This window comes from Thiothrix sp. (assembly GCF_028714775.1).
GTDB lineage: Bacteria > Pseudomonadota > Gammaproteobacteria > Thiotrichales > Thiotrichaceae > Thiothrix.
In genome coordinates, this window is sequence record NZ_JAQTLS010000013.1 from 32,336 (window position 1) to 56,584 (window position 24,249).

Below are 24,249 nucleotides of genomic sequence, written 5' to 3' on the forward strand. Positions count from 1 at the left end.
GCATGGCTAAGCAGGCGGAAATTGCCTAGAATCGCAGGTCGGTTAATCACGTAAAGAATGCAGACTATGCCCCGCGCTAAAGAAACGTACCTCATCGTCATCCTGATCATTGTCGCCCTGTTGAACGTCTATGACTTCTACTACGACATGCAGGAAGAAGACCACAACAAGCTGCATCTGGCACTGGAAGCACTGATCATTGTGGTTTCAATGGCGGGGGTCAGCTTCCTGATCCGCGAAATCCGGCAGCGCATCCGTGAAATTGACCTGTTGGGCGTGCAACTGAAAATTACCCGTGCCGACCTTTCCACCACCCGCGATACCCTCGACCAAACCCTTGGCACGCTCGACAAAACCCGCGCCAACCTTTCTGAATTGGATGAAAAATTACGCCACGCCAGCCAGAAATACGGCGAAGTGATTCAAGAGCAATTGAGCGCGTGGGATTTCACCGCCAGCGAAAAAGACGTGGCCTTGCTGTTACTGAAAGGCTTGAGCTTTGAAGAAATCGCCGGAGTACGTGACACCAAAGAAAAGACCGTGCGCCAGCAAGCCACCGCCATCTACCGCAAGTCCGGCTTGAATGGGCGGCATGAGCTTGCCGCGTGGTTCTTTGAAGATTTTCTGACCTAACGCAAACGCGCTTACGCCAGCCCGCTAAATTCGCGCCGTACCGGGTAATGTTTGCGTAGCTGGTCAAAGTAAATGCGAGTTTCCAGCGCTTTATCCGCCAACAGCACTTTCAGCCGTGCATCATCGGCACAGATGTCGTAAGCATTGAGGACATCCCGGCGCTTATCCTGCGAGTTGGACAAGGGGGTTGGCGGGTCAAGCGGGGAATGCCACGTTGCTTGCGTGTGCAAGAATTGGCAACACGCCTGATACACCATCTCGGTTCCCCGGATTTTTCCATCCAAACTGTAACCGGCAATGTGCGGCGTCCCAAGTAAAGTATGCTGGAGCATTTCCCGATTGATGTCCGGTTCGTTTTCCCACGTATCCAACACCACATCCAAATCAGCATGGGCTTGCAAGCGTGCCAGCAACGCGCTTTCCTCCACAACCCCGCCACGGGCCGTGTTGAGCAACAGCGTTCCGGGGCGCAAGCGGGCAAGTTGCCGCGCATCCAGCAAGCGGTAGGTATGGTGCTCACCAGTGCGGGTAAACGGTACGTGCAAGGTGACAATATCACACGCGAGTGCGGCCTCCAGCGGGAATAAGCCCGTGCCGCCCTGCGCCTGCAACGGCGGGTCATTAACAACACACTGCATCCCCATGCTTTCACACAAACGCCTAACCCGAGAGCCGACATTGCCGTGTCCGATGATGCCGATGCTGCATTCCTGCAAGGGTTTGTTGCGCAACAATGACCAATAGCAAAGCGCGGTAAGCACATATTCGGCAGCCGACACCGCATTGCAACCCGGCGCACGCGCAAAGCCAATGCCCTGTTCGCGCAGGTAATCAAGGTCAACGTGGTCGAAACCGATAGTCGCGGAAGCGACGAAACGCACTGGCGTACCAGCCAACAATTGCGAGTTCACTTTGGTGACAGAACGCACCACCAGAATGTCGGTATCCTGCAAATCCGCATTGCTCATACCGCGCCCCGCCAGCAATTGGGTTTGCCCCAAGGTGCTGAACGCCTGTGCTGCGTAGGGGATGTTTTCATCAAGCGTAATCATCGGCATGGTTTGCGTTCCCAACAAGGTTTATGGGGGAAGTGTAGCCTGTTTCGGGTAGGAATGGACGGAACCATAAGCCGCTAGCGTGGCAGCGAAACCACCACTCTGACCCCGCCCAATGCTTCCGAACGCCCGAATTCCAACGTACCACCGTAGAGCTTGGCGATGTCCTTGCAGATCGAAAGCCCCAAACCGTGGCCTTCCACCGACTCATCCAAACGGATGCCGCGCCGCGCCATTTGCTGCAATTCGGTTTCTTTCCTGCCGCGTCCGTCGTCTTCCACGCGGATATGGATGTGGCTGGCATCGGCGTAAATGTGACAAAACACCTGTTCCGTTGCCCACTTGCAGGCATTGTCCAGCAGGTTGCCGAGCAGTTCCAGCATGTCTTCGCGGTCGCCGAAACGGGTAATCTCCGGGAGGATATTGAGGGTGATGCAACGCGGGGATTTGTGGTGGATGCGTGCCAACACGTCCACCAGCACCGGGAGTTCTTGGCGCGGGTCGAAACGCTGGGTGGTGTTGCCTTGCCCTGCCATGCGGGCGCGTTTCAGTTCGCGTTCGGTAAGCTGGCGGATGCGTTCGGCTTGTAATTGCGCTTGCCGATTGCCGTCACTGTCGGGCGTTTGATCAAGGTGTTGCACCAGCAAATTCAGCGGCCCTTTAAGCGCGTGGGCAAGGTTGCCAAGGGCATTGCGTGAACGTTCCAGCCGTTCCTGCATCAACCCCAACAGGTGGTTCAATTCCTTGATGATGGGGTAAATCTCGGTGGGGACAGTTTCATCCAGCTTGTGGATAGTACCCGCTTCAAGCTGCTGGAGTTCATTGCGGATGCGGTCAAGGCGGCGGAAAGTACGGCGGATTACCATGCCTTGTATGCCCAAAATCAGTACAATCCCACCCGTTGCCAAAATCGGGAACAGCCACTTGAAACGCTGCGGGCGTTCAGAAACATCAGGGAGCAAGAGGGAGGATGGGGAGCAGGCATGAGCTGGCACGGGTCGCGGCAATTGGCTACCAATCAACCAAATCAAAGCCATGACCGCAATCAAAGTAACCGCAAGGTTGACCTGCAACTGGCGTTCGAGGGATTTCATAGGGGGGGCTCCGGCTTGTCAGGGTCAACGAAGATGTAACCTTGCCCCCGGCGAGTGAGGATGCGCCCTTCCCCCAACTTACGCCGCAAATGGCGCACGTAGACTTCGATCACATTGCTGTCGCGGTCGGAATCTTGTTCATAAACGTGTTCGGTCAGGCGGGTTTTAGTCAGGATTCTGCCGGGGTGCAGCATGAAATAGCGTAGCAAGCGGAATTCCGTCCCGGTCAGGTCAAAGCTTGTGCCAGCAGCAGTGCGGACTTGCTGGTGCGCCTCATCCAACAGTAACCCGCAACATTGTAAGGTCGAATCCTGTCCACTCACTTGGTGGTTACGGCGGATCAGGGCAAGAATCCGTACCAGCAGTTCTTCAACGTGGAACGGTTTGCCCAAGTAATCGTCAGCCCCAGCCTTAAAACCGTCCACCCGCTCGTGCCACGCATCGCGGGCAGTCAGGATCAATACCGGGACAAGGTTGCCACGTTGCCGCCAATGGCGCAGGACTTCCAAACCATTGCGTTGCGGCAAACCAAGGTCGAGGATCACCGCATCGTAAGGTTCTTCATCCCCCATAAACTCAGCATCCACACCGTTGCTGGCAATGTCCACGGCAAAACCTTCGCGTTTCAGCCGTGCGTGCAGGCTGGTGCTGAGTTCGGTGTCATCTTCTGCCAGTAACAGGCGCATGGAAAATCCTAGGATGAACGGTTTGCCATTATAGCGGTGCTGACCCATGATGTTTCAGTTGGTGGGCAGCAAACTCTGCTGGGTCAATTTTTCCATCCTTGCTGGTATCAATGTCGGCAAAAGGTTCAGCATTCGCTGCATTTTTCAGAAGCCGCCCATCTGCCGCCTGTGCTGCCATGCGTTGGGCGCGGCCTGTATTCAATTCCACTTCGCTGAGATAGCCGTCTTTGTCCGTGTCGAAATCAGCGAATGCGGGCATATTGCCACCACCACCATTTCCGGCACGGCGGTTGCCCATGCCTGCGGTGAATTCTGCGGCGTTGATGCAACCGTCGCCATTGGTGTCAACGCTGGCAAAATCAGGGGGAGACATACCAGCGCCCATACCTGCACCTCTGCCAGCCCCCATACCGGGGCGGTTCTGCGCTTGGGATTGTTGTCCTGCCGCCAATTCAGCCGGAGTCAGTTTTCCGTCTTTGTCGGTGTCGAAATCGGCAAAAGCTGGCGCATTAGCTTGACCGCGCATTGGCCTACCAGCCGCAGCCTGTGTTTCTACCCGCTTGGCACGGGTGGCATTGAATTCGGTTTCGCTGATACTGCCATTGGCATCGGCATCATAGCTGGCGAAAGGGATCGGGCCTCGCGCCGGAATGTCTTCTGCCCACACAGATGTAACCGCCACCGAGAAAGTGACTGCCAGCATAGCAACCAACATTTGGGGATTGGATAAGGTATTCATATCTATACGCTCCTTGTTTAAAGAAAAGCAAATTAACGCCAGCCGCGCCCCATGCCTGCGCCTCCCCCCTGACCACGACCACCATTGGCATTGCCCCGTTCACGCGGGCTGTTGACAATGGCATCCACCTCAGCTTGCGGCAGGGCTTGCGCGGTATAAGCAATACCTTGGTTTTCGATCAGCCCGACGAAAGCCCGTAAATGGTTGCGTGAACCTTTCATCAAGTTTTCGTAAACCGCCGCAATGTCGGGACGGGTTGTGCCAGCAATGGCTTTTTGCAGGTCGGCAATGTCAGTTTCTTCAATCAGTGCCCCGGCTTGCAAGGCATCCAGCGCGGAAATTCGCCCTTTTGCCAACAACTGCGCATACAAAGAGGCCAGTTGCCCATTAGCGAATGCGCCTACTGCATCATTCACCACCGGGTCAACCAACCCATAAGTTTGTATCAACTGTCTGATGCGGTCGGTGTGTTGTTGCTCAGAAGCGGAAATGTTGTTGAAAGCGGGGAGCTTCCACTGTTGGTACAAGGTGATATAAACATCCCGCGCCAGCTTTTCTTCTTCACGCATGAATAGCAGCGCTTCGCCTTCCGCAATGCCCAAGCCTTGATAGTTGGCAACGCGGTTACTACCAGCATTGGAGTTACCCTTGGCGAAAGCTGTTGGCGCTGTTGCCAGTGTGGTGCAAGCGATGGCGATCATACCTGCGATAAGTGTTTTCTTCATTTCAATCTCCCGATAATCTGTGAACATGCATCCACAGTACCGGGGCAATCTGAAATGAAGCTGAAAATAGCGCAGGCGGCAAAGATGCCGCCCGGTCAGAGGAGGGGTATCAATAAAATGTGGTCTTAGGAACGGGCGGGCAACATCCGCAGCAGGGTGTTATCGCGCTGGATGTAATGGTGGAACAGCCCCATCACAGCGTGCAGACCAATCAGGAAATAACCCGCTGTCCCCAACGTGCCATGCACTTCTTCCAGCAATTCTGCCAATTCCTTATCGGGGGCGATCAGTGCAGGTAATTCCAAGCCAAACCAGATAACCGCTTTGCCTTCCCCACTCAAGGTTGCCCAGCCTAACAGCGGCATTGCCAGCAACAAAGCATATAAGGCAATGTGCATTAAACCTGCCATCAGTTGTTGTGAGGGTTTGATGGACGCTTCCATTGGTGGTGTCGGGTTCATAAAGCGTGCTAGCAAGCGCAGCCCAGTCATCCCGAATACCGTCAAACCCAACATGAAATGCCAGCTTTTCAAGGCATTGCGTGGGTCACTGCCTTTAGGGAAAAACTCCCGCAATTCAATGCAGGCATAAGCCGCCACCAACAACAGTAAGGTCAGCCAGTGAAAAGCGATGGGAAATGCGCCGTAGCGTGATGCCGTGTTAGACATAGTGATTCTCCGTATTTCAATCTGAGGTGTCATTTATGGGACATAGCTTGACGTGAAACTCCGCTGCCGCCAATGGACAAACCTCACAAACACCCCAGAGAAAACTAGCATAGGCTATTTGCCTGACTTACATCCTTCCCAGCAACCCCGCATCCGGGTAGCCATCCGCAGGCAATTTCAATTCCTGCTGAATCTGGCGCACGGCATTACGGGTTTCCTCGCCGATGATGCCATCAACCTTAGTGACGGGGAAACCGCGCCCTTTGAGCGTGGCTTGCAGTTGTTTGGTTTGCCCCATCGTCAGGCTGGCAACGGGTGCATTCCCGGCACGTAGTGGTTTCGCGCCTGCCAGACGGGTGGCGAAATAAGCGGCGGTGGCGGAATACACGGTTGATTCATTCCACGCCAAAAATACGTCAAAGTTGGGGAATGCCAGAAACGCCGGGCCATTACGCCCCATCGGTAACAGCAAGGCCGCCATGCCTGTACCGCCGATTTTCGCCCCTTCCACCGTGGTGACACCCCGACTGCCCCATTCGGAAACCGATAGTTTGTTGTCCAGCCGCGCTTGCGACCAATCCATTTCATGCGGCACTTTGACTTCTTTCAGCCACGGTTCGCCTGCCCTCCACCCGGCGTTTTTCAGCATGGAAGCCGCTGATGCCAACGCATCCGCCGAGGAATGGATCAAATCACGCCGCCCATCGCCATCAAAATCCACCGCGTATTGGTCGTAGCGCGAAGCCAACAATTGCAACTGCCCCAACTCGCCCGCCCACGCGCCGCGCATTTTCGCTGGGGTCAGATCGCCTTTTTGCACCAACTGCAAAGCCGCCAACAATTCAGTACGGAACATTTCCGGGCGACGGCAATCCCACGCCAGCGTTGCCAAAGAACGCAAGGTCGGCATATCCCCGGTGTTACCCCCGAAATCGGTTTCTAACCCCCAGAAAGACGCCAGCACTTCCCCCGGCACGCCAAATTCGCGTTCGATGCGTTTGAAAAGGGATGTATTTTTACCCAGCAATTCGCGCCCTTTATTCAAGCGGTAAGACACAACTTTCTTGGCGGAAAAACTCAGGAAATCCAGCGCAAAGGTCTGTTGCGAACGGTCACGTTGGATCACCGACTTGTCCGGTGTCATGCCATCCAAGGTGGCAGATAACACTTCCGGCCTCAAGCCAGCCGCGAGTGCTTCCGACTTAAAACCCTGCAACCAATCAGCAAACGGTTGGGAAGGGCTGCAATCTGCCCACACCGGGGCAGACACCAAACAAGCCAGAAGCGGCAGGGAATTTAAATAACGCATAACACTGTCCTTGATGCAAAATCCATAATGGCTAACGCTTGGAGTATAGCAAGCAGACAGATTTTAATTTCATTCGCTGCGCTGCACGCCCAAGGCCAACAGCAACCAACCGGCAATGAAAGCTGTCCCGCCAAACGGGGTGATAATGGCAATTTTGCTGATGCCGGTCAGCACGTACAGGTACAAACTCCCGGAAAACAGCAGCACACCGATGATGAACGCAAACCCGGCGTAATTCAGGAAACGGTGCGAAAACTGCATTTGCAACAGCCCCACCAACAGCAACGCTAGTGCATGGTAGAACTGGTATTCAACCCCAGTGTGGAAACGCTGCAACATCGGTGCATCCACCAGCCGTTCCAGCCCATGCGCACCGAATGCCCCCAACATCACCGCCAGCATTCCCAGCACCGCACCGATGGATAAAAAAACGCTTTTTTGCATACCGATTACCTTTCATTGCATCCGTTATTGCCACGGCTATGGCATAAAAAAGGGTAGCACGACCGCTACCCTTTTTCGCAGGAAAAGGAAGGCAGCGTTGCCCTCCTCCTACCGTCTATCAAGATTCCATGTTTTTCTTGCCAGTCACCATCGCGCGTGCCAGATTTTCATTGTGCAAGCGGCTGCTGACGATCACGCCCAAGATGTGAAGAATGACAAGGAACAAGGTCAGGTTCGCAGCAAGTTCATGCATTTCTTCCCAATACATTTCGCCCTCGCTTTCTGCACCTTCGTGTTCCTCATCTTCATCTGCTTCAGCCACCACGGGTTGCAGCGCTTGTGGAGCAACTGCGGGAGCAGCCATTTGTTGTGGCATTTGCTGCGGCGGTGCTGCGGCTGGAGCCATTTGCGGAGCGGTTGGCGCTGCCATCTGCGGCGGCATTGGCAGGTCTTGCGGCGTCTGCCCACCTTGCACTACAGGCACGCCCATTGCTTCGCGCCCAGCGCGCTCGCCACGCTCAGCACGTTCCCGCGCTTCTTCACGCTCGCTTTCGGCACGTGCAACACTGATCAGCGCCGGAGCCTGCATATTCGCCAGTATACCTTCGCCTTCTTTCTCTGCCAGCAGTTCAAGACCCGTGAAACCTGTCGCCAGTACGCCCACCATCAGCAGCAGGATCATCCAACCGCCTGCCGGGTTATGACCCAGATAATGCTTCGGATGGGTCGTCAGCAGCGATTTCAGGTATTCAATAACCGCTTTCGGGGAATAGATAAAATCGCTGAAACGCGCATATTTCGAGCCAACAAAGCCCCAAATGATACGGAAAGAGATCAAACCGAGTGCGGCGTAACCACCGATTTCGTGGACTTCTTCCCAGTTATCCCACTCTTCGCCCGTCAGGTAGGCAGCGGCAAACGCCAATACCAGCGACCAGTGAAGAATGCGTACCAGCGGGTCCCAGACGGTGACTTGTTTGGTTTCCATAGAGCGTGATCCTGTAGTGAATAATTCTCACAGGAAGTATAGGTATTTAAAGCGAAAAAAGGTATCAGGCAAACCGCTTATTTAGGGGATAGCAGCGGCAGGTGTTGTATACTCGGACATTGAATGACACAATATAACCATAATGACACAAAGGAGATATTTATGTCATCCATAGCCATACAAGTCTCACATGGTGGAAGAATTGTCATTCCTGCTGACATCCGCCAAAAAATGGGCATTGGGATCGGGGATGAAATCCTGCTGACGTGGCGCGAAGACAGCCACGAGTTAAACATCGCCACCCGTAAACAACGCCTGCAACGCGCTCGCCATCTCGTGCAACAGCATATCAAGGCCAAGCATTCCGTTGTCGATGAACTCATCCAAGAACGGAAAGAGGCAGCTACCCATGAGTAAAATAGTGCTCGATGCTTCCGCCATTTTGGCTTATTTACTGGATGAAACGGGCGCGGAAGCCGTCGCTCCTATCCTTGAAGCGGGGGAAGGTATCGTTTCCAGCGTCAATTATGCGGAAGTTGTCAGTAAACTGACCGATTACCAGATGCCATTGGCAGCGATTCAAATGGCCTTGGATGACTTGGATTTGGACATTATCACCTTTGACGTGCAGCAGGCCGTGGTGACGGGTGAATTGCGGGCAGTCAGCAAACCTTTCGGTTTGTCACTCGGTGACAGGGCGTGTTTGGCGCTCAGCTATGTATTGCAATTGCCTGTCTTGACGGCAGACCACAACTGGACGCTTGTGCCCGGTAGCGGGGATGTGCGGGTTATTCGGTAAGGAGCCGACACCGTGACAAAACTCACTCCATTTGATGCAACAGAGTATCTGGATAATAATGCCCCACTATCAATTCTTTGAAGCTATGGGGCATTGGATGAATCCACGAAACTATTGGGCTTTGTTGGTGTTGCTTGCTGTAAGTGCCTGTCAAAACCCATCCGAAGTCAGGCCAGATGATGAGGCAAATCCAAAAACATTCACGCTGGTCAGTCGTGGTTGCGAAGCAGCCGAAACGCAGCAATCCAGTAGTTCTGGCTTGGCATTGAAAGCTTCGGTTGACCGCAGCTCTTACCGGATAGGCGAAAGCCTAATCCTTTCCGTCAAGCCAGATCAGGATACCTATATTTCGGTGATTGATCAGGGTTCCATTGCCGGGCAGAAAGCAGGGGTAGTGTTATTTACTGACGAACGGGTTGACGCTGGTACAACGCTGGTATTTCCACCAACAGGCAAGACTATGAATATAGAAGGGCCAGCCGGTTCCAATGTTTTACAGATAGTCGCTTCAAGCAACAAAGGCGCTGTCAATCAGGGCGCGAATGGCAAAGGTGTGGTGGTGAAAACGGCGGAATCTGTACCCAATGACGATACCGTAAGCTGCAATATCCGGTTTGTGATTACCGATTAGACTGATACACGGCAACGGTCACTTCCTGCTTTTTTACCCCGTCCGCTTCCAGTTTTTTCAACGCAGCAGTGAAAGCAGCTTCATTGTCGAACTGGCTATACCCGAGATGGTCAGGTTTGCCTTCGGGTGTCCACAGCAGGATAAATTTATCAGTGCCGTTGCCGGATTTGGCTTGTAACCCAATAGTTTCTCCGTTGTATTGCGGAGTGAAATGCAGGGAGGCAGAACCTTTTTCCGGGAGTATTTTGGTGACAGCACCGCTGGCATCTTGATTCCAGAGAGTAGCGTAACCCTTGTGGGAGCCGCTGAAAGTCAGGTAGATAGTGTCGCCTGCGTGAATATTCTCTTTGGGTTCGTAGTCAAGCAGCAGGGTTGGGCTGGTAAATTCCTGCCAGACTTGTTTGAGGTCGTTGTAGCCTCCGGCAAGTGCGAAGATTGTCAGGGTGGCGGCACTTAACCATTTCCAATGGGGTGTAACTCGTCTCAACGTTGTGCGAAGAATCCCATCTCCAACCCTTTCCTTATCAGGGAAGGGAGCAATAACATCCGCTGTAGGTGTAGGAGCCAGCCTTGCTGGCGATTCTTCCGTTGCATCGTGTTCAGTTTCAACAGGTTTCGGGCAATACTGCGCAATCGCTTTCAGCAACTGCTGGAATCGTAGGTCATTAACTTCACCCTGCCAGCCTTGCAGGTCAGCGGTATGTATACGTCCGAACGGCATAGGCACAACGGCAGGCTGATACAGTATCGGGATGAGGACATGGCGTTGTAGGGCATAGCTGCTTTCTTCCCTGACCCACAGAGAACCAACGGAAGCAGTTGACCAGACGGTGACAACACAGCGGGCATTATCCAACACTTGCTTGATGGCGTTCTCGAAGTTTTGACCGGGCAGGAGTTCGGCATCCCACCAAACGGCATAGCCTTGTGCGGTGAGTACGGTGGCGAGAGTATCTACCCACGTTTTATCCTGACGGCTGTAACTGATGAAGATGTCGTGCATGGCGGCTGTGCATCTTGGTGATGTTAGCTCCAGTTCTGCAACGTCTTCCACCCGGTCGTTCATGAAAGCACGCAGGACGGCTACTGATATACCCAGCAGCAAACCCAGTAGAGAACCAAAGGCTAAATTGGTTAACAGGCCGGGCTTTGGTTTCCTGAGAGGAACCTGAGCCTTGTCGATGATGATAATGTTATTGGCTGCACCACTGATTGCCTTCAAGCGTTGCAGCAGGCTTTGGTAGAGTTCTTGATTGGTTTCAACTTCACGCTGGAGGGTATTGTAAGCGATGAGTTTGTCCTGTTCCTGCATGGCGACAACTTTGGCCTTAGCGATGTTCTCGTGTATCGGGGATTCTTCTTTCTTGATGGCTTCCAGTTCATTGTTGATGCTGGTGAGTTTGCTGGCAATTTCTGCTTCCATCTCGTTTTCTAGGCTGCGGACTTGCTGGCTCAATTCTGCGGTAGATGATTTTTTGGTCTTTAACTGGTCAAGGTGCTGAGCCAGCGTTTGCAGGTGAGCAGAATTATCCTTGAGGACACCAATGCGCTCAGAAGCCGGGCGGGTCTTATCAGACAATACATCGCGCTTGCTTTCTTTATCAAAACGTTTCTGCTGAATTTGCACAAGTTCTTTGGAGAGTTTTTGCAAGGCTAGGGAATATGAGGTGACAACCTTACCATCAAGTTGGAAGAAACCATGTTCTTGGGCGTATTGCGTCAGGTTTTTTTCCGCGTCTTCTAGTTTGCGTTTAACTTCTTGTGCACTCCCGGACAGGTAAGTTTGCACATCAGTAGTGGCGGAGGAATGGCGTTCCATGTTCATCGCATAGAAGGTTTCGGCAACCGTATTGACAATCTGGGTGGCTTGTTCCGGGTTGGAAGATTCGTAATGGATGTGCACCATCCGTGAGTTTCTGATTGGCTCGACACTCAGATTCTCAATCAGCCGTTCTTCAAGAGCGGTTTGTTTGGCACGGGGATCGTCCGTGCCAAACCATTGTCTGATTTCCCCCGGCAGGGAACTGGATTGCATGTTCTCATGCAGCTTCAGTTTTTGAATAACCTTGGCTACTAGGGCACGGCTGCGAATCAATTCAAATTGTGACGGGTAGAAATTACGGGCATCGCGGATGTCGCCACTATTATTGAAGTCAGATTCACCAAGTTCGACTGTGGTTCCCTCCCTCTCAATCTGTATTGTTGTGGTGGCTCGGTAAACATTGGTGCTGAACAGTGTGTAAAGCAATGCCAGCAGCACGGCTGTACCAGCAATCAGCACTATCAAGTGCTGTGACCTGACCAGTGTCTTCCAGAAATCACGCAAGTCAAGCGTATCCCGTGGTTTGGTATCGGGGTACTGCTGCTTGTTACGGTTGTCTTGTTGCATGGTCAGGTTACATTGCTAAAGTAAAATCAATCACGGCAATAATAAACCAATTTATGCTGTAATTTGTCGGTTTATCAGTACAATATGCGGTAGATTTTATCGGCGATGCAAAACAGGAGTTATCAGCATGACGGGGCTACGGCTGGTTTTCGGAATCATTCTGGTGTTGTTGACGGGTAGCCTATCCGCTGACGAGACGACGGCTGATGAAAAGAACGTGCGGGTTGGTGAAGCCCAGCAGTTTGCACAGGGCAACAAAGTCGCGGTGATTGTCGGCGTAAATACCTATGATCAGGAAAGTGGTTTGCGTCCGTTGAAATATGCGGCTGCCGATGCGGATGCGCTGACAGCGGTGTTGCAAAAGCATGGTTACGCAGCCAGAACACTGACCAATCAGAAAGCCACCAAATCCTACATCCTCAATGCGATCAAGCGGGCGGGCGAAACGCTGAACCCGCAACAGGGTACGCTGGTCTTCGCTTTCTCCGGGCATGGTTTCGCCCAAGGCGGCAACAACTATCTGGCTTCTTACGGCACGGTTGGCGACAACTTGTCAGAGTCGGCTTTGTCCATGCAGGAACTGGAGCAGGCAGTCCGCGCCACCAAAGCCCGCCGTGCGGTGCTGTTCATTGATGCCTGCCGCGACAATCCGGGGCTGGAAGGCAGCAAGAGTATCGGGCAACCCAGCTTCATCCAGCAGCAAAGCGAAGGCATACAGGTGTTGTACGCCACCAAGTTTGGGGAAATCAGTTGGGAACATGACAGCCTCAAACACGGCGTATTCAGCTACTTCCTGCAAAAAGCCCTGAATGGCGAAGCCGCCGACACTCAAGGGGCAATCAGCTTCGATAACCTGAAAAGCTATGTCCAGCAACAGGTTGCCAACTGGACATTTACCAATCTGGCACGAACCCAAAAGCCCTTCAGCATGGGCGAAAACTACGGCATCTTCATGCTGGCAAGTAGTGGCAATTTGCCAACTGTACCGACTTCTGTACCAAAACCTGAGCCTGTGGCTGCACCCCCACAGCCAGTCACACGTCCAGAATCTGTACCAGAACAAACGGCAGCAACTAACCTTATTGCAGGTCGTTACATTGACCACGGCGACGGCACAATCACCGATACCCAAACCAAACTAATATGGAAAAAATGTGCTGAGGGACAAAGCGGAAACAATTGTAGTGGTACGCCTACACGCTATGCATGGGATGATGCAATGGCAAAATTCGGCAAGGGTGAATGGCGGCTGCCAACTAAGGATGAATTGAAAAGTTTGGTGTATTGCAGCAATGGTACGCAGACTCCACTAGCAGATCATAAATTCTGTGGTGAGATAAGTCCCTATCAATCACCGACTATTAGCTTACAAGCTTTTCCAAATGTATCAGTAGGTGCTACATACTGGTCGTCATCCTACACTACCGACATGACGGAAAAAGGAGCTTCGTATGTAGGCTTCAATAGTGGCTATAGTGGCTGGGGTTCTAAACATTTCGATTTCGAGGTACGCTTAGTGCGTAATGGATCCTAGTTTTATTTCAACATTGATCAGCGGAATAAGCTGAAAATATACCAAAATTAGGTTGTTCAAATGAGGGGCTATGGTCAAACCAATTCGACCAGAAATGCTCCAGCATCCAGTTCCTGTTTGATCGCCGCCCAATGTTTGCTGAAAACATCCAGCAGCTTTTGTTTGGAGCAGTTGCCAACCCGTAAAGAAATTGAAGGCGTATCCCAATCAATTTATTCCAATTACTGATACCGTTATCGCTTGTGCTGCGGTCATGATTTGTATATCGCCAATCTGTTTCAGCACCAGCAAGTCAGCATCGCCTGTTATCAGGCAGTCTGCTTTGCCCGCTAACGCCACATCCAGAAATGGGTTGTCTTTTTTGTCACGGCACAGTTCCACGGTTTCCCCAATTTCATAGAACAATCCCACCCTGCGCATGTTGTTGAGGAAATTCTGACGTTTTTCGGCTGAAAAATAGCGGTCAAACTTTTCCCGCCAGATGACCTCTTCCAGTTCGGCAAAGGTGGTTGACGAAAACAGGAAAAAGCCGTTCAGGGTGATATGGTCAACAATTTTCGCAGGTGGGCTGGAGCGGGAAATCAGGCTGCTGATCAAGACATTGGTGTCGCAGACACAGCGTTCAAGGCTTGTCATTCAGGATGTCTTCCAACACTGATTCCGTCAGACCGCTTTGTTCCGCTTCGCTACGCAGCGCATCCAGTGAGGCCAACAACTGCTGGCGTTCCTGCTGCATGGCTTCTGCCCGCCTGCGCAGCAAAAATACTTCGCCGCCGAGCATTTCAAAATCCCGCATGGAAAGGATAACGGCAGTGTCGCGTTTATTGCGGGTGATTTTGAACGGTTCACCCTGCCAGACCTTATCAAGCACCGAACCAAACTGGTTGCTGGCCTGACGTGCGCCGATGGATTGCATGGCTATTCCTCACTGAGTTGCCTTGATAGTAGTGATTGTAGCTACAATAGCTCTTTTATAGCAACTTTAACAAACCAACTGCCCCTGCGTCTCCGCCACGCCAATCGACACCACCGCCCCCGAATTAAACCCCAGATAATCCGCCTCAATCCCATCCGAGAATATCACACCATTTTCCGGCATTTGCGATTCCAGCCGCAGCGGGGATTGTTGGGTAATCGCGCCGAATACCAGCTCTACCCCCGTGGTGCGGCTAGGAAAGGGTTCGCGCACGCTGAATTGCAGGCGTTTTTCATCCCAACCGAAACCGCCGCCCAGCGCGTGATGCTGCGCTTGTGTAACGCCCATCGCGCCCGCCAGCACTGATTGGAACCAGCCCGTGGAGCCGAACCCGGTGGAGACAATGATGCCGGAGGAGGACTGCATTTCGCGCTTACCCTGCCAATTCAAGGTGTAACGCGCCGAAGTGTGGCTTGACGGGCCGATGAACAAATCGTTGACCGCCCGCATCACCTGCCCGTCATTGGTGCGGGCTTCGGCAAAGGTGATGCTTTTGCTGTCGGCCTTGCCCGCCATTGTGCAAGTCACCACATCGCGTAAGTCGTTGACGACGAAGGGCAGCAGCTTGCCATCCCAGCGTTGCGGGTCGGGATTGATGGCAATCACTGGCTGGCCTTGCAAATATTTCAAGGTGTTGGCGACCAAGCCATCCTGCCCGATCACCACCACAATGTCGCTGGCGCTGAACTGGTAATTCGGCAGCAGGCGGCGTTCCAATTGCTGGAAACGCCCCAGTGGTCGCAACACCCGCTCCGCTTCCTGCAAACGCTGTTGGTACACATCATGTTCGCTCAGGTAATCCTGCACGTCGGCGTGATTGTGCTCCAGATAAAAACGCGCTTGAGGCCACGTGTTGAAACGTTCCACCAACTCCTGCAAACGGGTTTTGCGCGTGACCAGCACGAAACGGTATTGGGTGTTGCCTGTTTTCATCAGCGTGCTGCCTTTCTCAATGCCTGCCCGAACAGGTCAGGGGTGATGTTCAACTCGCCGATTTTGCCTGCGTTTTGCGCCAGCGATTCAAACGCCATCGCCATCAGTTGTTCCGGCTGCATGTTTGCCAATGCCATTGCTTTGAGGTTCTCGACCGGCAATTGCTTGAAAGCATTCATACGGGCAGCGATGGCGTAGGCTTCGGCATCCGATTGTTGGCGGCTGTTTGCCACTTCCAATTCCACCAAGGAGGTGCGCTGGGTTTCGGCGGCGATGCTGGCTTGCAAACGCTCGCGCTCGGTTTCGGTGGTGGCGCGGAGCAAAGTGCGTTCGTTGGCAATGCGCGATTCGGCGATTTCCTGCTCTTTTTGCTGCACGGAAAGCTCGGTCTGCAACTCGGCTTCGCGGATGGTGCGCTCCTGTTCGACGGCGGATTTGCGGCGCACGTACATGGCGTCATCCGCCTCCTGAAGGATGGCTTCGCGGGCTTCCGCCTCCAACGCCCTTGCGGTTTCCGGGGTCGGCTTGATGGCGCTGATAGTGATGTCGAGCAAGGCAATGCCAAGGGCGGCGAACGCACTGTCAGCGCGGAAACGTTCGCTCAGGTTGTCTGCCAGTGCTTCACTGAGGCGCAGCGCATCACGCAGTGCAGTATTTTCCACCCGGTTCTGGATCACCGCACCCACGGCACGGATCACGCGGTCGCCCAGCTTAAGCGGGTCTTCCGACACCCAACCGCTGTTGTCTTTTTTCAGGGTGAAATTGAGCATCTCCGCCGTTTTCACCGGGTCAGCCACCTGAAAGCTCAACTGCCCTTGCACGGTAATGCTCTGGAAATCAGCGGTTTGCAGGTTGAAAATGAAAGGTGCTTCCTGCACGTTCACTGGCACGGCGGCGATGGAGGTATTCATGCCGTTGTAGAAAAAGCTCAAGCCTTTACCCTGCTTGCGGGCTTTGCCGTTGACGGTCTTAATGACGTAGGTGGAAGCGTCTGCTTTGTAGTAATTGATGCCAAACATGGCGTTCTCCTTTTTATGTCTTTAAGTCACTTATTCATAATAATGTCTAAACGCCACTAAATCGTCAAGCATAAAAGTGTCTTTAGGACAAAAATAAGTTAGAATGCCAGAAACTCACCGACGGGGATGCACGATGACCAACGACGAACAGGATTATCTGGAACACTACGACAAGCAAGCTTACGACGCACCCATCGTCACGGTTGACCCGGTGCTGTTCACTTACCACGAAGAACAATTGAAAGTATTGCTGGTGCAACGTTCCCGCCCCCCTGACCAACAGATGTGGGGCTTGCCCGGCGGTTTCGTTGACCTGAAAAATGACGCGACGCTGGAAGACACTGCCCTGCGCAAGCTGCGCGAAAAGACTGGAGTCGTGCCGCCCTACCTCGAACAGTTACAGACTTTCGGCAATGCTTGGCGCGACAAACGCAGTTGGTCGGTGACTGTGTGTTACACCGCGCTGATTGCCCATCAGGAATGCGCCGCGCATATCGCCACGGTTGCGGATGTGCGTTGGGTAACGCTGCCGGAATTGGCAAGCCTGCCGTTAGCTTTCGACCACGGTACGATCATCCAGCAAGCACGGGAACGGCTGCGGCAAAAGGCACTGTATTCCATCGTGCCTGCTTACGCCCTGCCGGAAAAATTCACCCTGCCGGAATTGCAGCAACTGCACGAAGTCTTGCTGGAAATGCCCTTACAGAAAAAATCCTTCCGCCGTCGCATCGAGCAGGCCGAATTGCTGGAAGATACCGGGGAAAAGCGGGCGGAAAGCAGCGGTCGCCCCGCCACGCTTTACCGCATGAAAGCGGAATCTGGGGCGTATACGTTCCTGCGTAACCTGAGCGGCGCAGGTGATGCGGAAGCATAAAGAGATCACGACGGTAACTTCATCCGCGCCAACCGATTCGCATTCGTCACTACCGTCACCGACGACATTGCCATTGCCGCCCCCGCAATCATCGGGTTCAGCAGCAACCCGGTGAACGGGTACAGCACCCCTGCCGCAATCGGAATCCCCAGCGAGTTGTAGACGAATGCGCCGAACAGGTTCTGCCAGATATTGCGCGTGGTAGCTTTGGAAATGGCAATGGCGCGGGCAATTCCCCCCAGCGACGCACCGATCAGGGTGACATCGGCGGCGGCAATCGCCACATCCGTACCCGCACCAATGGCAAAACCAACGTCCGCCAGTGCCAGCGCGGGCGCATCATTGATGCCGTCACCGACCATCGCCACCTTACGCCCTTGCCGCTGCAAATCACGGATGACATTGAGCTTGTCAGCGGGCAACACTTCCGCATGTACCTGCGTAATGCCAATTTGGGCGGCAATGTGTTGTGCCACTTCGCGGCGGTCGCCGGTCAGCATCACCACTTCCAGCCCTTGCTGTTGCAAAGCGCGGATACTTTCAGCCGCATCCGGTTTAATGGCGTCGGCAATGCCGAACAGCGCAATGATTTGCTCACCATCGGCAAGGAAGACTGGGGTTTGGCCTTGCGCATCCAGTGCTTGCAAGCCGTCCTGCCAAGCGTCCAAGACGCGGTGTTGTTGCTGCATCAGACGGGTATTGCCGAGCAAATAGGTCGTGCCATTGATGACTGCTTGCACGCCATGCCCTGCGATGTTTTCAAAGGCAGTGGCTTTCAGGTCGGGCAAACTTTTATCTTTAGCAGCAGCACGGATGGCAGCAGCCAACGGGTGTTCCGAACCTTTTTCAAGGCTGGCAGCCAGTTGCAGCACACTTTCTGCGGAATGCATCGGTGCGGGGTGGATGGCATTCAGGGTTGGTTTGCCGAGGGTAATCGTGCCGGTTTTATCCAACACAATGGTATCGAGCTTGGCGGCCTGTTGCAGCGCTTCACCGTTACGGATCAGGATGCCGGATTGCGCCGCCTTGCCTACCCCGGCGATAACAGCAATCGGTGTCGCCAGCCCCAAAGCACAAGGGCAAGCAATCACCAGCACGGTCATGGAAGTCACCACCGCGTAACTCAGCGACGGTTGCGGCCCCAGCCAATACCACAGGCAGAAAGTCAGGATGGCGATAGAAACCACCACTGGCACAAAGATAGATGCCACCTTATCGGCAAGCCGCGCAATCGCAGGCTTAGCACTTTGCGCTTGACGAATCAGGTTAACAATATTCGCCAGCACGGTATCAGCACCAATGTGACTGACGCTCATCAGGAATGAACCAGAGCCATTCATTGTGCCGCCCGTTACGCTGTCGCCCGACTTTTTGGCGACTGGCACAGACTCTCCGGTAAGCATGGATTCATCCACGTGCGATTGGCCTTCCAGCAGCTTGCCATCCAGCGGCACGGTTTCCCCGGCACGCACCCGTAAGGTTTCCTGCAAACCGATTTCTTCCAAGGGCAAATCCAGTTCCTGCCCGTTACGGATGGCGTGGGCAATCGGTGGTTGCAAGTTCATTAGTTGCTTGATGGCAGCGGAAGTGCGCCCCCGCGCCCGCATTTCCAGCGCATTACCGAAACTGACCAGCGCGATAATCACCAGTGCTGCCTCGAAATAGGTATGGTGCAGGTCATGGCTGTGATGGGCGATGGAATGCACCATACTGGGAAACAGCACCACCAGCATGGAATACAGCCACGCTGCACCCGTGCCCAGCGCGATCAGCGTATCCATATTGCTGCTGCGGTGCTTGAGCTGCTGCCATGCGCCTTTGTAGAAATGCCCGCCGGAATAAGCCATCACTGCCAATGTCACCAAGCCAGTAGCCAGCCAGAACCAACGCCCCGCACCTTCCATCCCCGGCAGGATGCCCAACAGCATGTCACCGACCATCAGGAATGCGCCCGGAATCCCCGCCACCCACACCCGCCGCCACAGACGTTGGTATTGCACCTGTTCGTGCGCTTCCTTTTCCGCCTCCGCCGCTTTGCCTTGCATAATGGCAGCATCAAATCCGGCTTTTTTCACCGCTTGCAGCAGCACTGCCGGGTCAGGGTTGCCTTGAACCAGCGCGGTGCGTTCTGCCAAATTGACGTTCGCCTCCGTCACACCGGGGACGCTTTGCAAAGCAGTTTCCACGGCACTGACGCAGCCCGCGCACATCATGCCAGCGATAGAAAGGCGGATGGGGGTGGTCATGGCTTATTCCGCCAGTGTGGTGGGGTAGCCTGCGGCAGTCAGGGTGTCGATCACGGTTTGTGCATCCACGCCGTCCACTTCGGCACTGGCGGTTTCCAAATCAACATGGATGTTACTGCTGCCCTCAAGAGCTTCCAGTTTGGCAGTGACCGTTTTGACGCAGCCACCGCAGCGTATGTTTTCAACGTTGAATTTCATGGTGTGTTCCTGTGTAAGTTTAAATAGGGATCAGCAACAGGCTTTGCACCTGCCCTGCTTGGGTTTCACGGTGGATTGCGAGGCCGAAACGGGCAAAATCCGTTGCCGCCCCTGCTTCCTGCTCCAAATATACCATGCCTTCTGGCTTGAGCAATTGCTTGGCAAGCAGCGTTTCCAACACAGGTTCCAACATGCCCTTACGGAACGGCGGATCAAGGAAAATCAGGTCGAAGGCTTGCGTTTCGCGTTGCAAATAGCGGAAAGCGTCATCATTTACCAGCAGCGCATTCTGCGCCCCCAGCAAAGCAATGTTATCGCGCAAGGCTTTGGCAGCAGCCGGATGCTTTTCCACCATTACCACTTCCCGCGCCCCGCGTGACAGGGCTTCCAAACCCAATGCACCGCTGCCCGAAAACAGGTCGAGGCAACGCGCTCCCGGCACTTGCATTTGTAGCCAGTTGAACAGCGTTTCGCGTACCCGGTCGGGCGTAGGGCGCAAACCGGGGACATCGGCGAATTTCAGTTTGCGGCTACGCCATTCGCCACCGATGATGCGCAGCAGGTTATTTTTCATCCCCACCCACAATCACTGTCACCATTTTGTCCGGCTGTACCCGGCGGGTAAAAGCATCCGCAATTTGCTCGCGGCTCAGTGCATTGATCTTGCCTGTGAAGGTATCCAAGTAATCCAGCGGCAGTTTGTAGAAACCAATAATCCCGACGTATTCCACAATCTGGCTGTTGTTGGCAGTACGCAGCGGGAAGCCGCCGGTAATGTCTTTCTTCGCAGCCTCCAACTCTTCGCCCGTCGGGCCTGCTTTTTGGAACTTAGCCAGCACCTCGCGCACCACTTTCAACGCCTCATCCGTCTGCGCCAACTTGGTTTGCAGGTTGACTTCAAACACCCCAAGTTGTGCGAATGGGGCAAAATAGCTGCCCACGCTGTAACTCAAGCCGCGTGCATCGCGCACTTCTTTCATCAAGCGCGAGGTGAAACCACTGCCGCCCAACACCTGATTGCCCATATAAAGGGTGAAATAGTCGGCATCGCCGCGCTTGTCACCAATCTGCCCCACCAAGATATGCGCCTGTGTTGCGGGGTAAGGGATTTTCACCAGCTTCGCTTCCGTCAACGGTTTGACTTCGGGGATGGGCGCTGCTGCCTCACCCGTTGGCAGCACGCCTGCCACTTGTTCCCCCAACGCTTCCGCCTGCTTGCGGTCAACCGCGCCAACAATCGCCAGCAGGCCATTTTTCGCCACGTAATACTGCTGGTAGAAGGCTTTCAGGTCGGCAATTTTCAGCGCAGGGATGCTTTCTTCCGTGCCGTTTTCCGACTGCCCGTAAGGATGGTCGCCGTACAAGGCTTTGTAGAATGCCTTACTGCCCAAACTCGCGGGGTCTTGCTTCTCGGCTTGCAAACCGACCAACGTGAGCTTTTGCACACGCTCGAAATCTTTCTGCGGGAAATCGGGTTTGGAAAGCACTTTCAACCACGTATCCAGCGCCGCCTTTTGCTCCTTTTCCAGCGTCAGGGTGCGCAAACTGACGGAAGCCATGTCCATTGACGTACCCGACCCAAAACCCGCGCCGATGGATTCAAACTGTTCGGCAAGTTGGTCTTCGCTCAGACCCGCCGCACCCTTGTCCAACATGTTGTTGGTGAGCATCGCAAGACCGGGTTTCGCACCATCACGGGCGCTGCCTGCATCAAATGCCAAACGCATATCCAGCATCGGCAGCTCAGGAGCATGGACATAATAGACGCGCAAGCCGTTAGTGGTCGTCCAATTTTCGATTTTGGGGCCAGCATGGGCGAAAGGCGCGAATACCAGCAACAACAGCGCCAGTTGCGCCTGCAAAAGTTTTTTTAGCATGGTTCTTATCTCACAAATCTCGGCTCATTCTTCGGCTTGTTTGGGTCAATTGGCAGCGGGTCAAGCTCGGCAACGGTCAGGTGGTCTTCGATCAAGTATTTTTTCGCCACTGCCTGCACCTGCTCCGGGGTCACTGCCAAAATGTTATCCACGTACTCATCCGCCAGCTTGTAACCCAGCCCGACCGATTCCAAGGAACCGATAATCGTGGCCTGCTCCTGTTGGGAATCACGCTGATAAATTTCGCCGGAAATAACTTGCGCCCGCGCCCGTTCCAATTCGTCGGCACTGATCGGGGCAGCTTTGAGCTTTTCGACCTGTTCCAGTAACGCCGCTTTGACGGTTTCGAGTTTCACATCCTTGGCGGGCATCCCACTCAAGGTGAACAAGTCGGGCAAGCGCCCGTAGCCGTCATACCCGGCACTGGCTTGCGAGGCAATTTCCTTGCCCCGGATCAACTCCTTGGAAAAGCGTGAACTGTTGCCGCCGTCAAGGATGCTGGCGAGCATTTCCAACGCATACGGCTCCCACTTGTCTTTAGCGTCGAGCATACCCGGCACTTTGTAACCCATCATCACGTAAGGCAGTTCGGCAGGCGCTTTGACACGGATAGAACGTATCCCTTTTTGCTCCACTTCGGTCTGCGGCTTAGGCGGGAGAATATCGGCAGTCGGTTTGAGCGGGCCGTAGTATTTCTTCGCCAGCTCGTGCACCTTATCGGGATCAACATCGCCCACCACCACCAGCGTGGCATTATTGGGCGCGTACCAGCGCTCATACCATGCCCGCAAATCTTCCACCTTCATGGCATCCAAGTCGGTCATCCAACCAATGGTGGGGTTGTGGTAGGGGCTGTTGAGGAATGCGGTGGCAGCAAACTGTTCGTAAGTCAGCGCGGTAGGTTTGTCTTCGGTGCGCCAACGGCGTTCTTCCTTGACCACTTCCACTTCTTTCTTGAATTCGGCAGGTGGCAAGGTCAGCCCGCGCACCCGGTCGGATTCCAATTCAAACGCCACTTCCAGCCGGTCAGCCGCAATGATCTGGTAATACGCCGTGTAATCTTGCGATGTAAAAGCGTTATCTTCCGCACCGTTTTCCGCGATAATACGGTTAAATTCGCCGGTCGGGTGTTTTTGCGTACCCTTAAACATCATGTGTTCGACCACGTGGGAAAGCCCGGTTAGGCCATTGTGTTCATAGCTGGAACCGACCTTGTACCACAATTGCACCACGGCAATCGGCGCACGTTTGTCTTGCTTCACCAAGACCTTCAAACCGTTGTCCAGCTTGTATTCGTGGACGGGAACCGTGACCTTGACCCGCTCAATTGCGTGGACAGGCGAGATAAAAAAACCTGCAAACAGGCAGGAAACCGCTAAAATTGTTCTAGTGTTACGGATTTTGCCGCTAAATGTTAGTATTCTTCGCATCTTTCACCTGTATAGCAACTAAATAAGCCTGGGCGGTTCATTGTACGATGTTTGGATTCGGAAATAAAAAAGAAGGGCTGTTTGCCCGCTTAAAACAAGGCTTGTCAAAAACGGGGAATACCCTCACCGAAGGCATGAGTGCCTTGGTGCTCGGCAAGAAAAAGGTTGATGATGAGGTTTTGGAGGAACTCGAAACCCGCCTGTTAACCGCCGATGTCGGGGTAGATGCCACACGCGCCATCATGAGTGACCTTTCCCAGCGCGTCAGCCGCAACGAATTAGCGGACATGGATGCGCTGATGCAAGCACTCTACAACAAGATGCACCGCATCCTGCGTCCTGCCGCGCAGCCACTGGAAATTGATACCTCGCACCAACCGTTTGTGATCCTCATGGTGGGTATCAACGGCGCGGGCAAAACCACCACCATTGGCAAGTTGGCGAAAAAATTCCAGCAAGACGGCAAATCGGTGATGCTCGCAGCGGGCGATACGTTCCGTGCCGCAGCGGTGGAACAGCTTACGATCTGGGGCGAACGCAATAATATCCCGGTTATCGCCCAAGGTAGCGGCGCAGACTCCGCTTCGGTAATCTTCGATGCCGTACAAGCTGCGAAAGCGCGTAAGATTGACATCCTGCTGGCGGATACCGCCGGTCGTTTACATACCCAAACCAATCTGATGGATGAGCTAAAAAAGGTCAAACGTGTGATACAAAAGTTTGATCTCAAAGCCCCACATGAAATTATGCTGATTGTGGACGCCAGCATCGGGCAAAACGCGCTGGTACAAGCCAGACAATTTAACGAGGCATTAGGGCTGACCGGCATTACCGTCACCAAACTGGACGGCACTGCCAAAGGCGGCATCCTGTTTGCCATCGCCGAACAACTGAAAATTCCGGTACGCTTCATCGGCGTAGGTGAAAGCATCGACGACTTACAAGAATTTGATGCTTACGAGTTCACCAGCGCCTTGCTTGCCGGAGGTGATTAAGATCAAA

Annotated in this window: 26 protein-coding genes; 7 read left to right on the forward strand and 19 right to left on the reverse strand. The window is 53.8% G+C overall.

The window, feature by feature from the left end; genetic code table 11:
- The first annotated feature begins 66 nt into the window (after positions 1–66).
- The gene (locus PHE17_RS13175; protein ID WP_301016336.1) at positions 67–633 is read left to right on the forward strand and encodes a LuxR C-terminal-related transcriptional regulator; all 567 of its coding nucleotides are present in this window, start codon (positions 67–69) and stop codon (positions 631–633) included.
- An 11-nt stretch (positions 634–644) separates the two neighbouring features.
- Here the strand turns inward: PHE17_RS13175 and PHE17_RS13180 are convergent, their stop codons facing one another.
- The 9 genes from PHE17_RS13180 to PHE17_RS13220 all read right to left on the reverse strand — a co-directional run bounded on the left by PHE17_RS13180 (position 645) and on the right by PHE17_RS13220 (position 8,341).
- The gene (locus tag PHE17_RS13180) at positions 645–1,691 is read right to left on the reverse strand and encodes a 4-phosphoerythronate dehydrogenase (protein ID WP_301016337.1); all 1,047 of its coding nucleotides are present in this window, start codon (positions 1,689–1,691) and stop codon (positions 645–647) included.
- Between the two features lie 74 nt (positions 1,692–1,765).
- Positions 1,766–2,782: a sensor histidine kinase gene (locus tag PHE17_RS13185; protein WP_301016338.1), complete on the reverse strand. Its 1,017-nt coding sequence runs from the start codon at positions 2,780–2,782 to the stop codon at positions 1,766–1,768.
- Positions 2,779–3,468: a response regulator transcription factor gene (locus tag PHE17_RS13190; RefSeq protein WP_301016413.1), complete on the reverse strand. Its 690-nt coding sequence runs from the start codon at positions 3,466–3,468 to the stop codon at positions 2,779–2,781. Before PHE17_RS13190 ends, PHE17_RS13185 begins: the two co-directional genes overlap by 4 nt.
- A gap of 28 nt (positions 3,469–3,496) precedes the next feature.
- A complete protein-coding gene (locus tag PHE17_RS13195) occupies positions 3,497–4,207 on the reverse strand; it encodes an EF-hand domain-containing protein (protein ID WP_301016339.1) in 711 nt (236 codons plus the stop codon).
- 32 nt (positions 4,208–4,239) lie between these two features.
- Positions 4,240–4,932, reverse strand: coding sequence for a DUF2202 domain-containing protein (locus tag PHE17_RS13200; protein WP_301016340.1), 693 nt, complete (start codon positions 4,930–4,932; stop codon positions 4,240–4,242).
- A 125-nt stretch (positions 4,933–5,057) separates the two neighbouring features.
- A complete protein-coding gene (locus PHE17_RS13205) occupies positions 5,058–5,600 on the reverse strand; it encodes a cytochrome b (protein WP_301016342.1) in 543 nt (180 codons plus the stop codon).
- A 127-nt stretch (positions 5,601–5,727) separates the two neighbouring features.
- On the reverse strand, positions 5,728–6,909 hold the full coding sequence (locus PHE17_RS13210; RefSeq protein ID WP_301016343.1) for a lytic murein transglycosylase: 1,182 nt from the start codon (positions 6,907–6,909) through the stop codon (positions 5,728–5,730).
- Between the two features lie 69 nt (positions 6,910–6,978).
- A complete protein-coding gene (locus tag PHE17_RS13215) occupies positions 6,979–7,353 on the reverse strand; it encodes a DUF423 domain-containing protein (protein WP_301016344.1) in 375 nt (124 codons plus the stop codon).
- Between the two features lie 118 nt (positions 7,354–7,471).
- Positions 7,472–8,341 (reverse strand): cytochrome b/b6 domain-containing protein, encoded by an 870-nt coding sequence (locus tag PHE17_RS13220; protein ID WP_301016345.1) that lies wholly within the window; start codon positions 8,339–8,341, stop codon positions 7,472–7,474.
- 162 nt (positions 8,342–8,503) lie between these two features.
- Between PHE17_RS13220 and PHE17_RS13225 the strand changes: the two genes are divergently transcribed.
- From PHE17_RS13225 to PHE17_RS13235, 3 genes are all read left to right on the forward strand, one after another.
- The gene (locus PHE17_RS13225; RefSeq protein WP_301016346.1) at positions 8,504–8,758 is read left to right on the forward strand and encodes an AbrB/MazE/SpoVT family DNA-binding domain-containing protein; all 255 of its coding nucleotides are present in this window, start codon (positions 8,504–8,506) and stop codon (positions 8,756–8,758) included.
- Complete coding sequence (locus tag PHE17_RS13230; protein ID WP_301016347.1) at positions 8,751–9,140, forward strand: type II toxin-antitoxin system VapC family toxin; 390 nt, start codon at positions 8,751–8,753, stop codon at positions 9,138–9,140. Before PHE17_RS13225 ends, PHE17_RS13230 begins: the two co-directional genes overlap by 8 nt.
- 97 nt (positions 9,141–9,237) lie before the next feature.
- On the forward strand, positions 9,238–9,771 hold the full coding sequence (locus tag PHE17_RS13235) for a DUF4384 domain-containing protein (RefSeq protein ID WP_301016348.1): 534 nt from the start codon (positions 9,238–9,240) through the stop codon (positions 9,769–9,771).
- Here PHE17_RS13235 and PHE17_RS13240 read toward each other — a convergent pair.
- Positions 9,761–12,160, reverse strand: coding sequence for a TIR domain-containing protein (locus PHE17_RS13240; protein WP_301016349.1), 2,400 nt, complete (start codon positions 12,158–12,160; stop codon positions 9,761–9,763). The genes PHE17_RS13235 and PHE17_RS13240 overlap by 11 nt on opposite strands.
- Positions 12,161–12,287: 127 nt before the next feature.
- On the opposite strand from PHE17_RS13240, the gene PHE17_RS13245 reads away from it, so the two are divergent.
- The gene (locus PHE17_RS13245; protein ID WP_301016350.1) at positions 12,288–13,694 is read left to right on the forward strand and encodes a DUF1566 domain-containing protein; all 1,407 of its coding nucleotides are present in this window, start codon (positions 12,288–12,290) and stop codon (positions 13,692–13,694) included.
- A 207-nt stretch (positions 13,695–13,901) separates the two neighbouring features.
- Here PHE17_RS13245 and PHE17_RS13250 read toward each other — a convergent pair whose 3' ends face one another.
- The 4 genes from PHE17_RS13250 to PHE17_RS13265 form a co-directional block, all read right to left on the reverse strand.
- Positions 13,902–14,330 carry a putative toxin-antitoxin system toxin component, PIN family gene (locus PHE17_RS13250; protein WP_301016351.1) on the reverse strand — a complete coding sequence of 143 codons (429 nt, stop codon included), beginning with the start codon at positions 14,328–14,330 and terminating at the stop codon, positions 13,902–13,904.
- A complete protein-coding gene (locus tag PHE17_RS13255; RefSeq protein ID WP_301016352.1) occupies positions 14,317–14,610 on the reverse strand; it encodes a type II toxin-antitoxin system prevent-host-death family antitoxin in 294 nt (97 codons plus the stop codon). The genes PHE17_RS13250 and PHE17_RS13255 overlap by 14 nt, the downstream gene beginning before the upstream one ends.
- Before the next feature lie 66 nt (positions 14,611–14,676).
- Positions 14,677–15,603: a sugar kinase gene (locus PHE17_RS13260; RefSeq protein ID WP_301016353.1), complete on the reverse strand. Its 927-nt coding sequence runs from the start codon at positions 15,601–15,603 to the stop codon at positions 14,677–14,679.
- Positions 15,603–16,622, reverse strand: coding sequence for an SPFH domain-containing protein (locus PHE17_RS13265; protein WP_301016354.1), 1,020 nt, complete (start codon positions 16,620–16,622; stop codon positions 15,603–15,605). Before PHE17_RS13265 ends, PHE17_RS13260 begins: the two co-directional genes overlap by 1 nt.
- A 133-nt stretch (positions 16,623–16,755) precedes the next feature.
- Between PHE17_RS13265 and PHE17_RS13270 the strand changes: the two genes are divergently transcribed.
- Positions 16,756–17,496: an NUDIX domain-containing protein gene (locus PHE17_RS13270; protein ID WP_301016355.1), complete on the forward strand. Its 741-nt coding sequence runs from the start codon at positions 16,756–16,758 to the stop codon at positions 17,494–17,496.
- 5 nt (positions 17,497–17,501) lie between these two features.
- Here the strand turns inward: PHE17_RS13270 and PHE17_RS13275 are convergent, their stop codons facing one another.
- Genes PHE17_RS13275 through PHE17_RS13295 form a run of 5 tightly spaced genes read right to left on the reverse strand, consistent with a single transcriptional unit; the run spans position 17,502 to position 23,247 of the window.
- Complete coding sequence (locus PHE17_RS13275) at positions 17,502–19,742, reverse strand: heavy metal translocating P-type ATPase (RefSeq protein ID WP_301016356.1); 2,241 nt, start codon at positions 19,740–19,742, stop codon at positions 17,502–17,504.
- Between the two features lie 3 nt (positions 19,743–19,745).
- Positions 19,746–19,940 carry a heavy-metal-associated domain-containing protein gene (locus PHE17_RS13280; protein ID WP_301016357.1) on the reverse strand — a complete coding sequence of 65 codons (195 nt, stop codon included), beginning with the start codon at positions 19,938–19,940 and terminating at the stop codon, positions 19,746–19,748.
- A 19-nt stretch (positions 19,941–19,959) separates the two neighbouring features.
- A complete protein-coding gene (rsmD, locus tag PHE17_RS13285) occupies positions 19,960–20,514 on the reverse strand; it encodes a 16S rRNA (guanine(966)-N(2))-methyltransferase RsmD (RefSeq protein ID WP_301016360.1) in 555 nt (184 codons plus the stop codon).
- Positions 20,504–21,817 carry a pitrilysin family protein gene (locus tag PHE17_RS13290; RefSeq protein ID WP_301016362.1) on the reverse strand — a complete coding sequence of 438 codons (1,314 nt, stop codon included), beginning with the start codon at positions 21,815–21,817 and terminating at the stop codon, positions 20,504–20,506. The genes rsmD and PHE17_RS13290 overlap by 11 nt, the downstream gene beginning before the upstream one ends.
- 5 nt (positions 21,818–21,822) lie before the next feature.
- Entirely contained in the window at positions 21,823–23,247 is a 1,425-nt protein-coding gene (locus PHE17_RS13295) for a pitrilysin family protein (protein WP_301016363.1), read from the reverse strand.
- A gap of 47 nt (positions 23,248–23,294) precedes the next feature.
- Between PHE17_RS13295 and ftsY the strand changes: the two genes are divergently transcribed.
- A complete protein-coding gene (gene ftsY, locus PHE17_RS13300; protein ID WP_301016364.1) occupies positions 23,295–24,242 on the forward strand; it encodes a signal recognition particle-docking protein FtsY in 948 nt (315 codons plus the stop codon).
- The last annotated feature ends 7 nt before the right edge of the window (positions 24,243–24,249 follow it).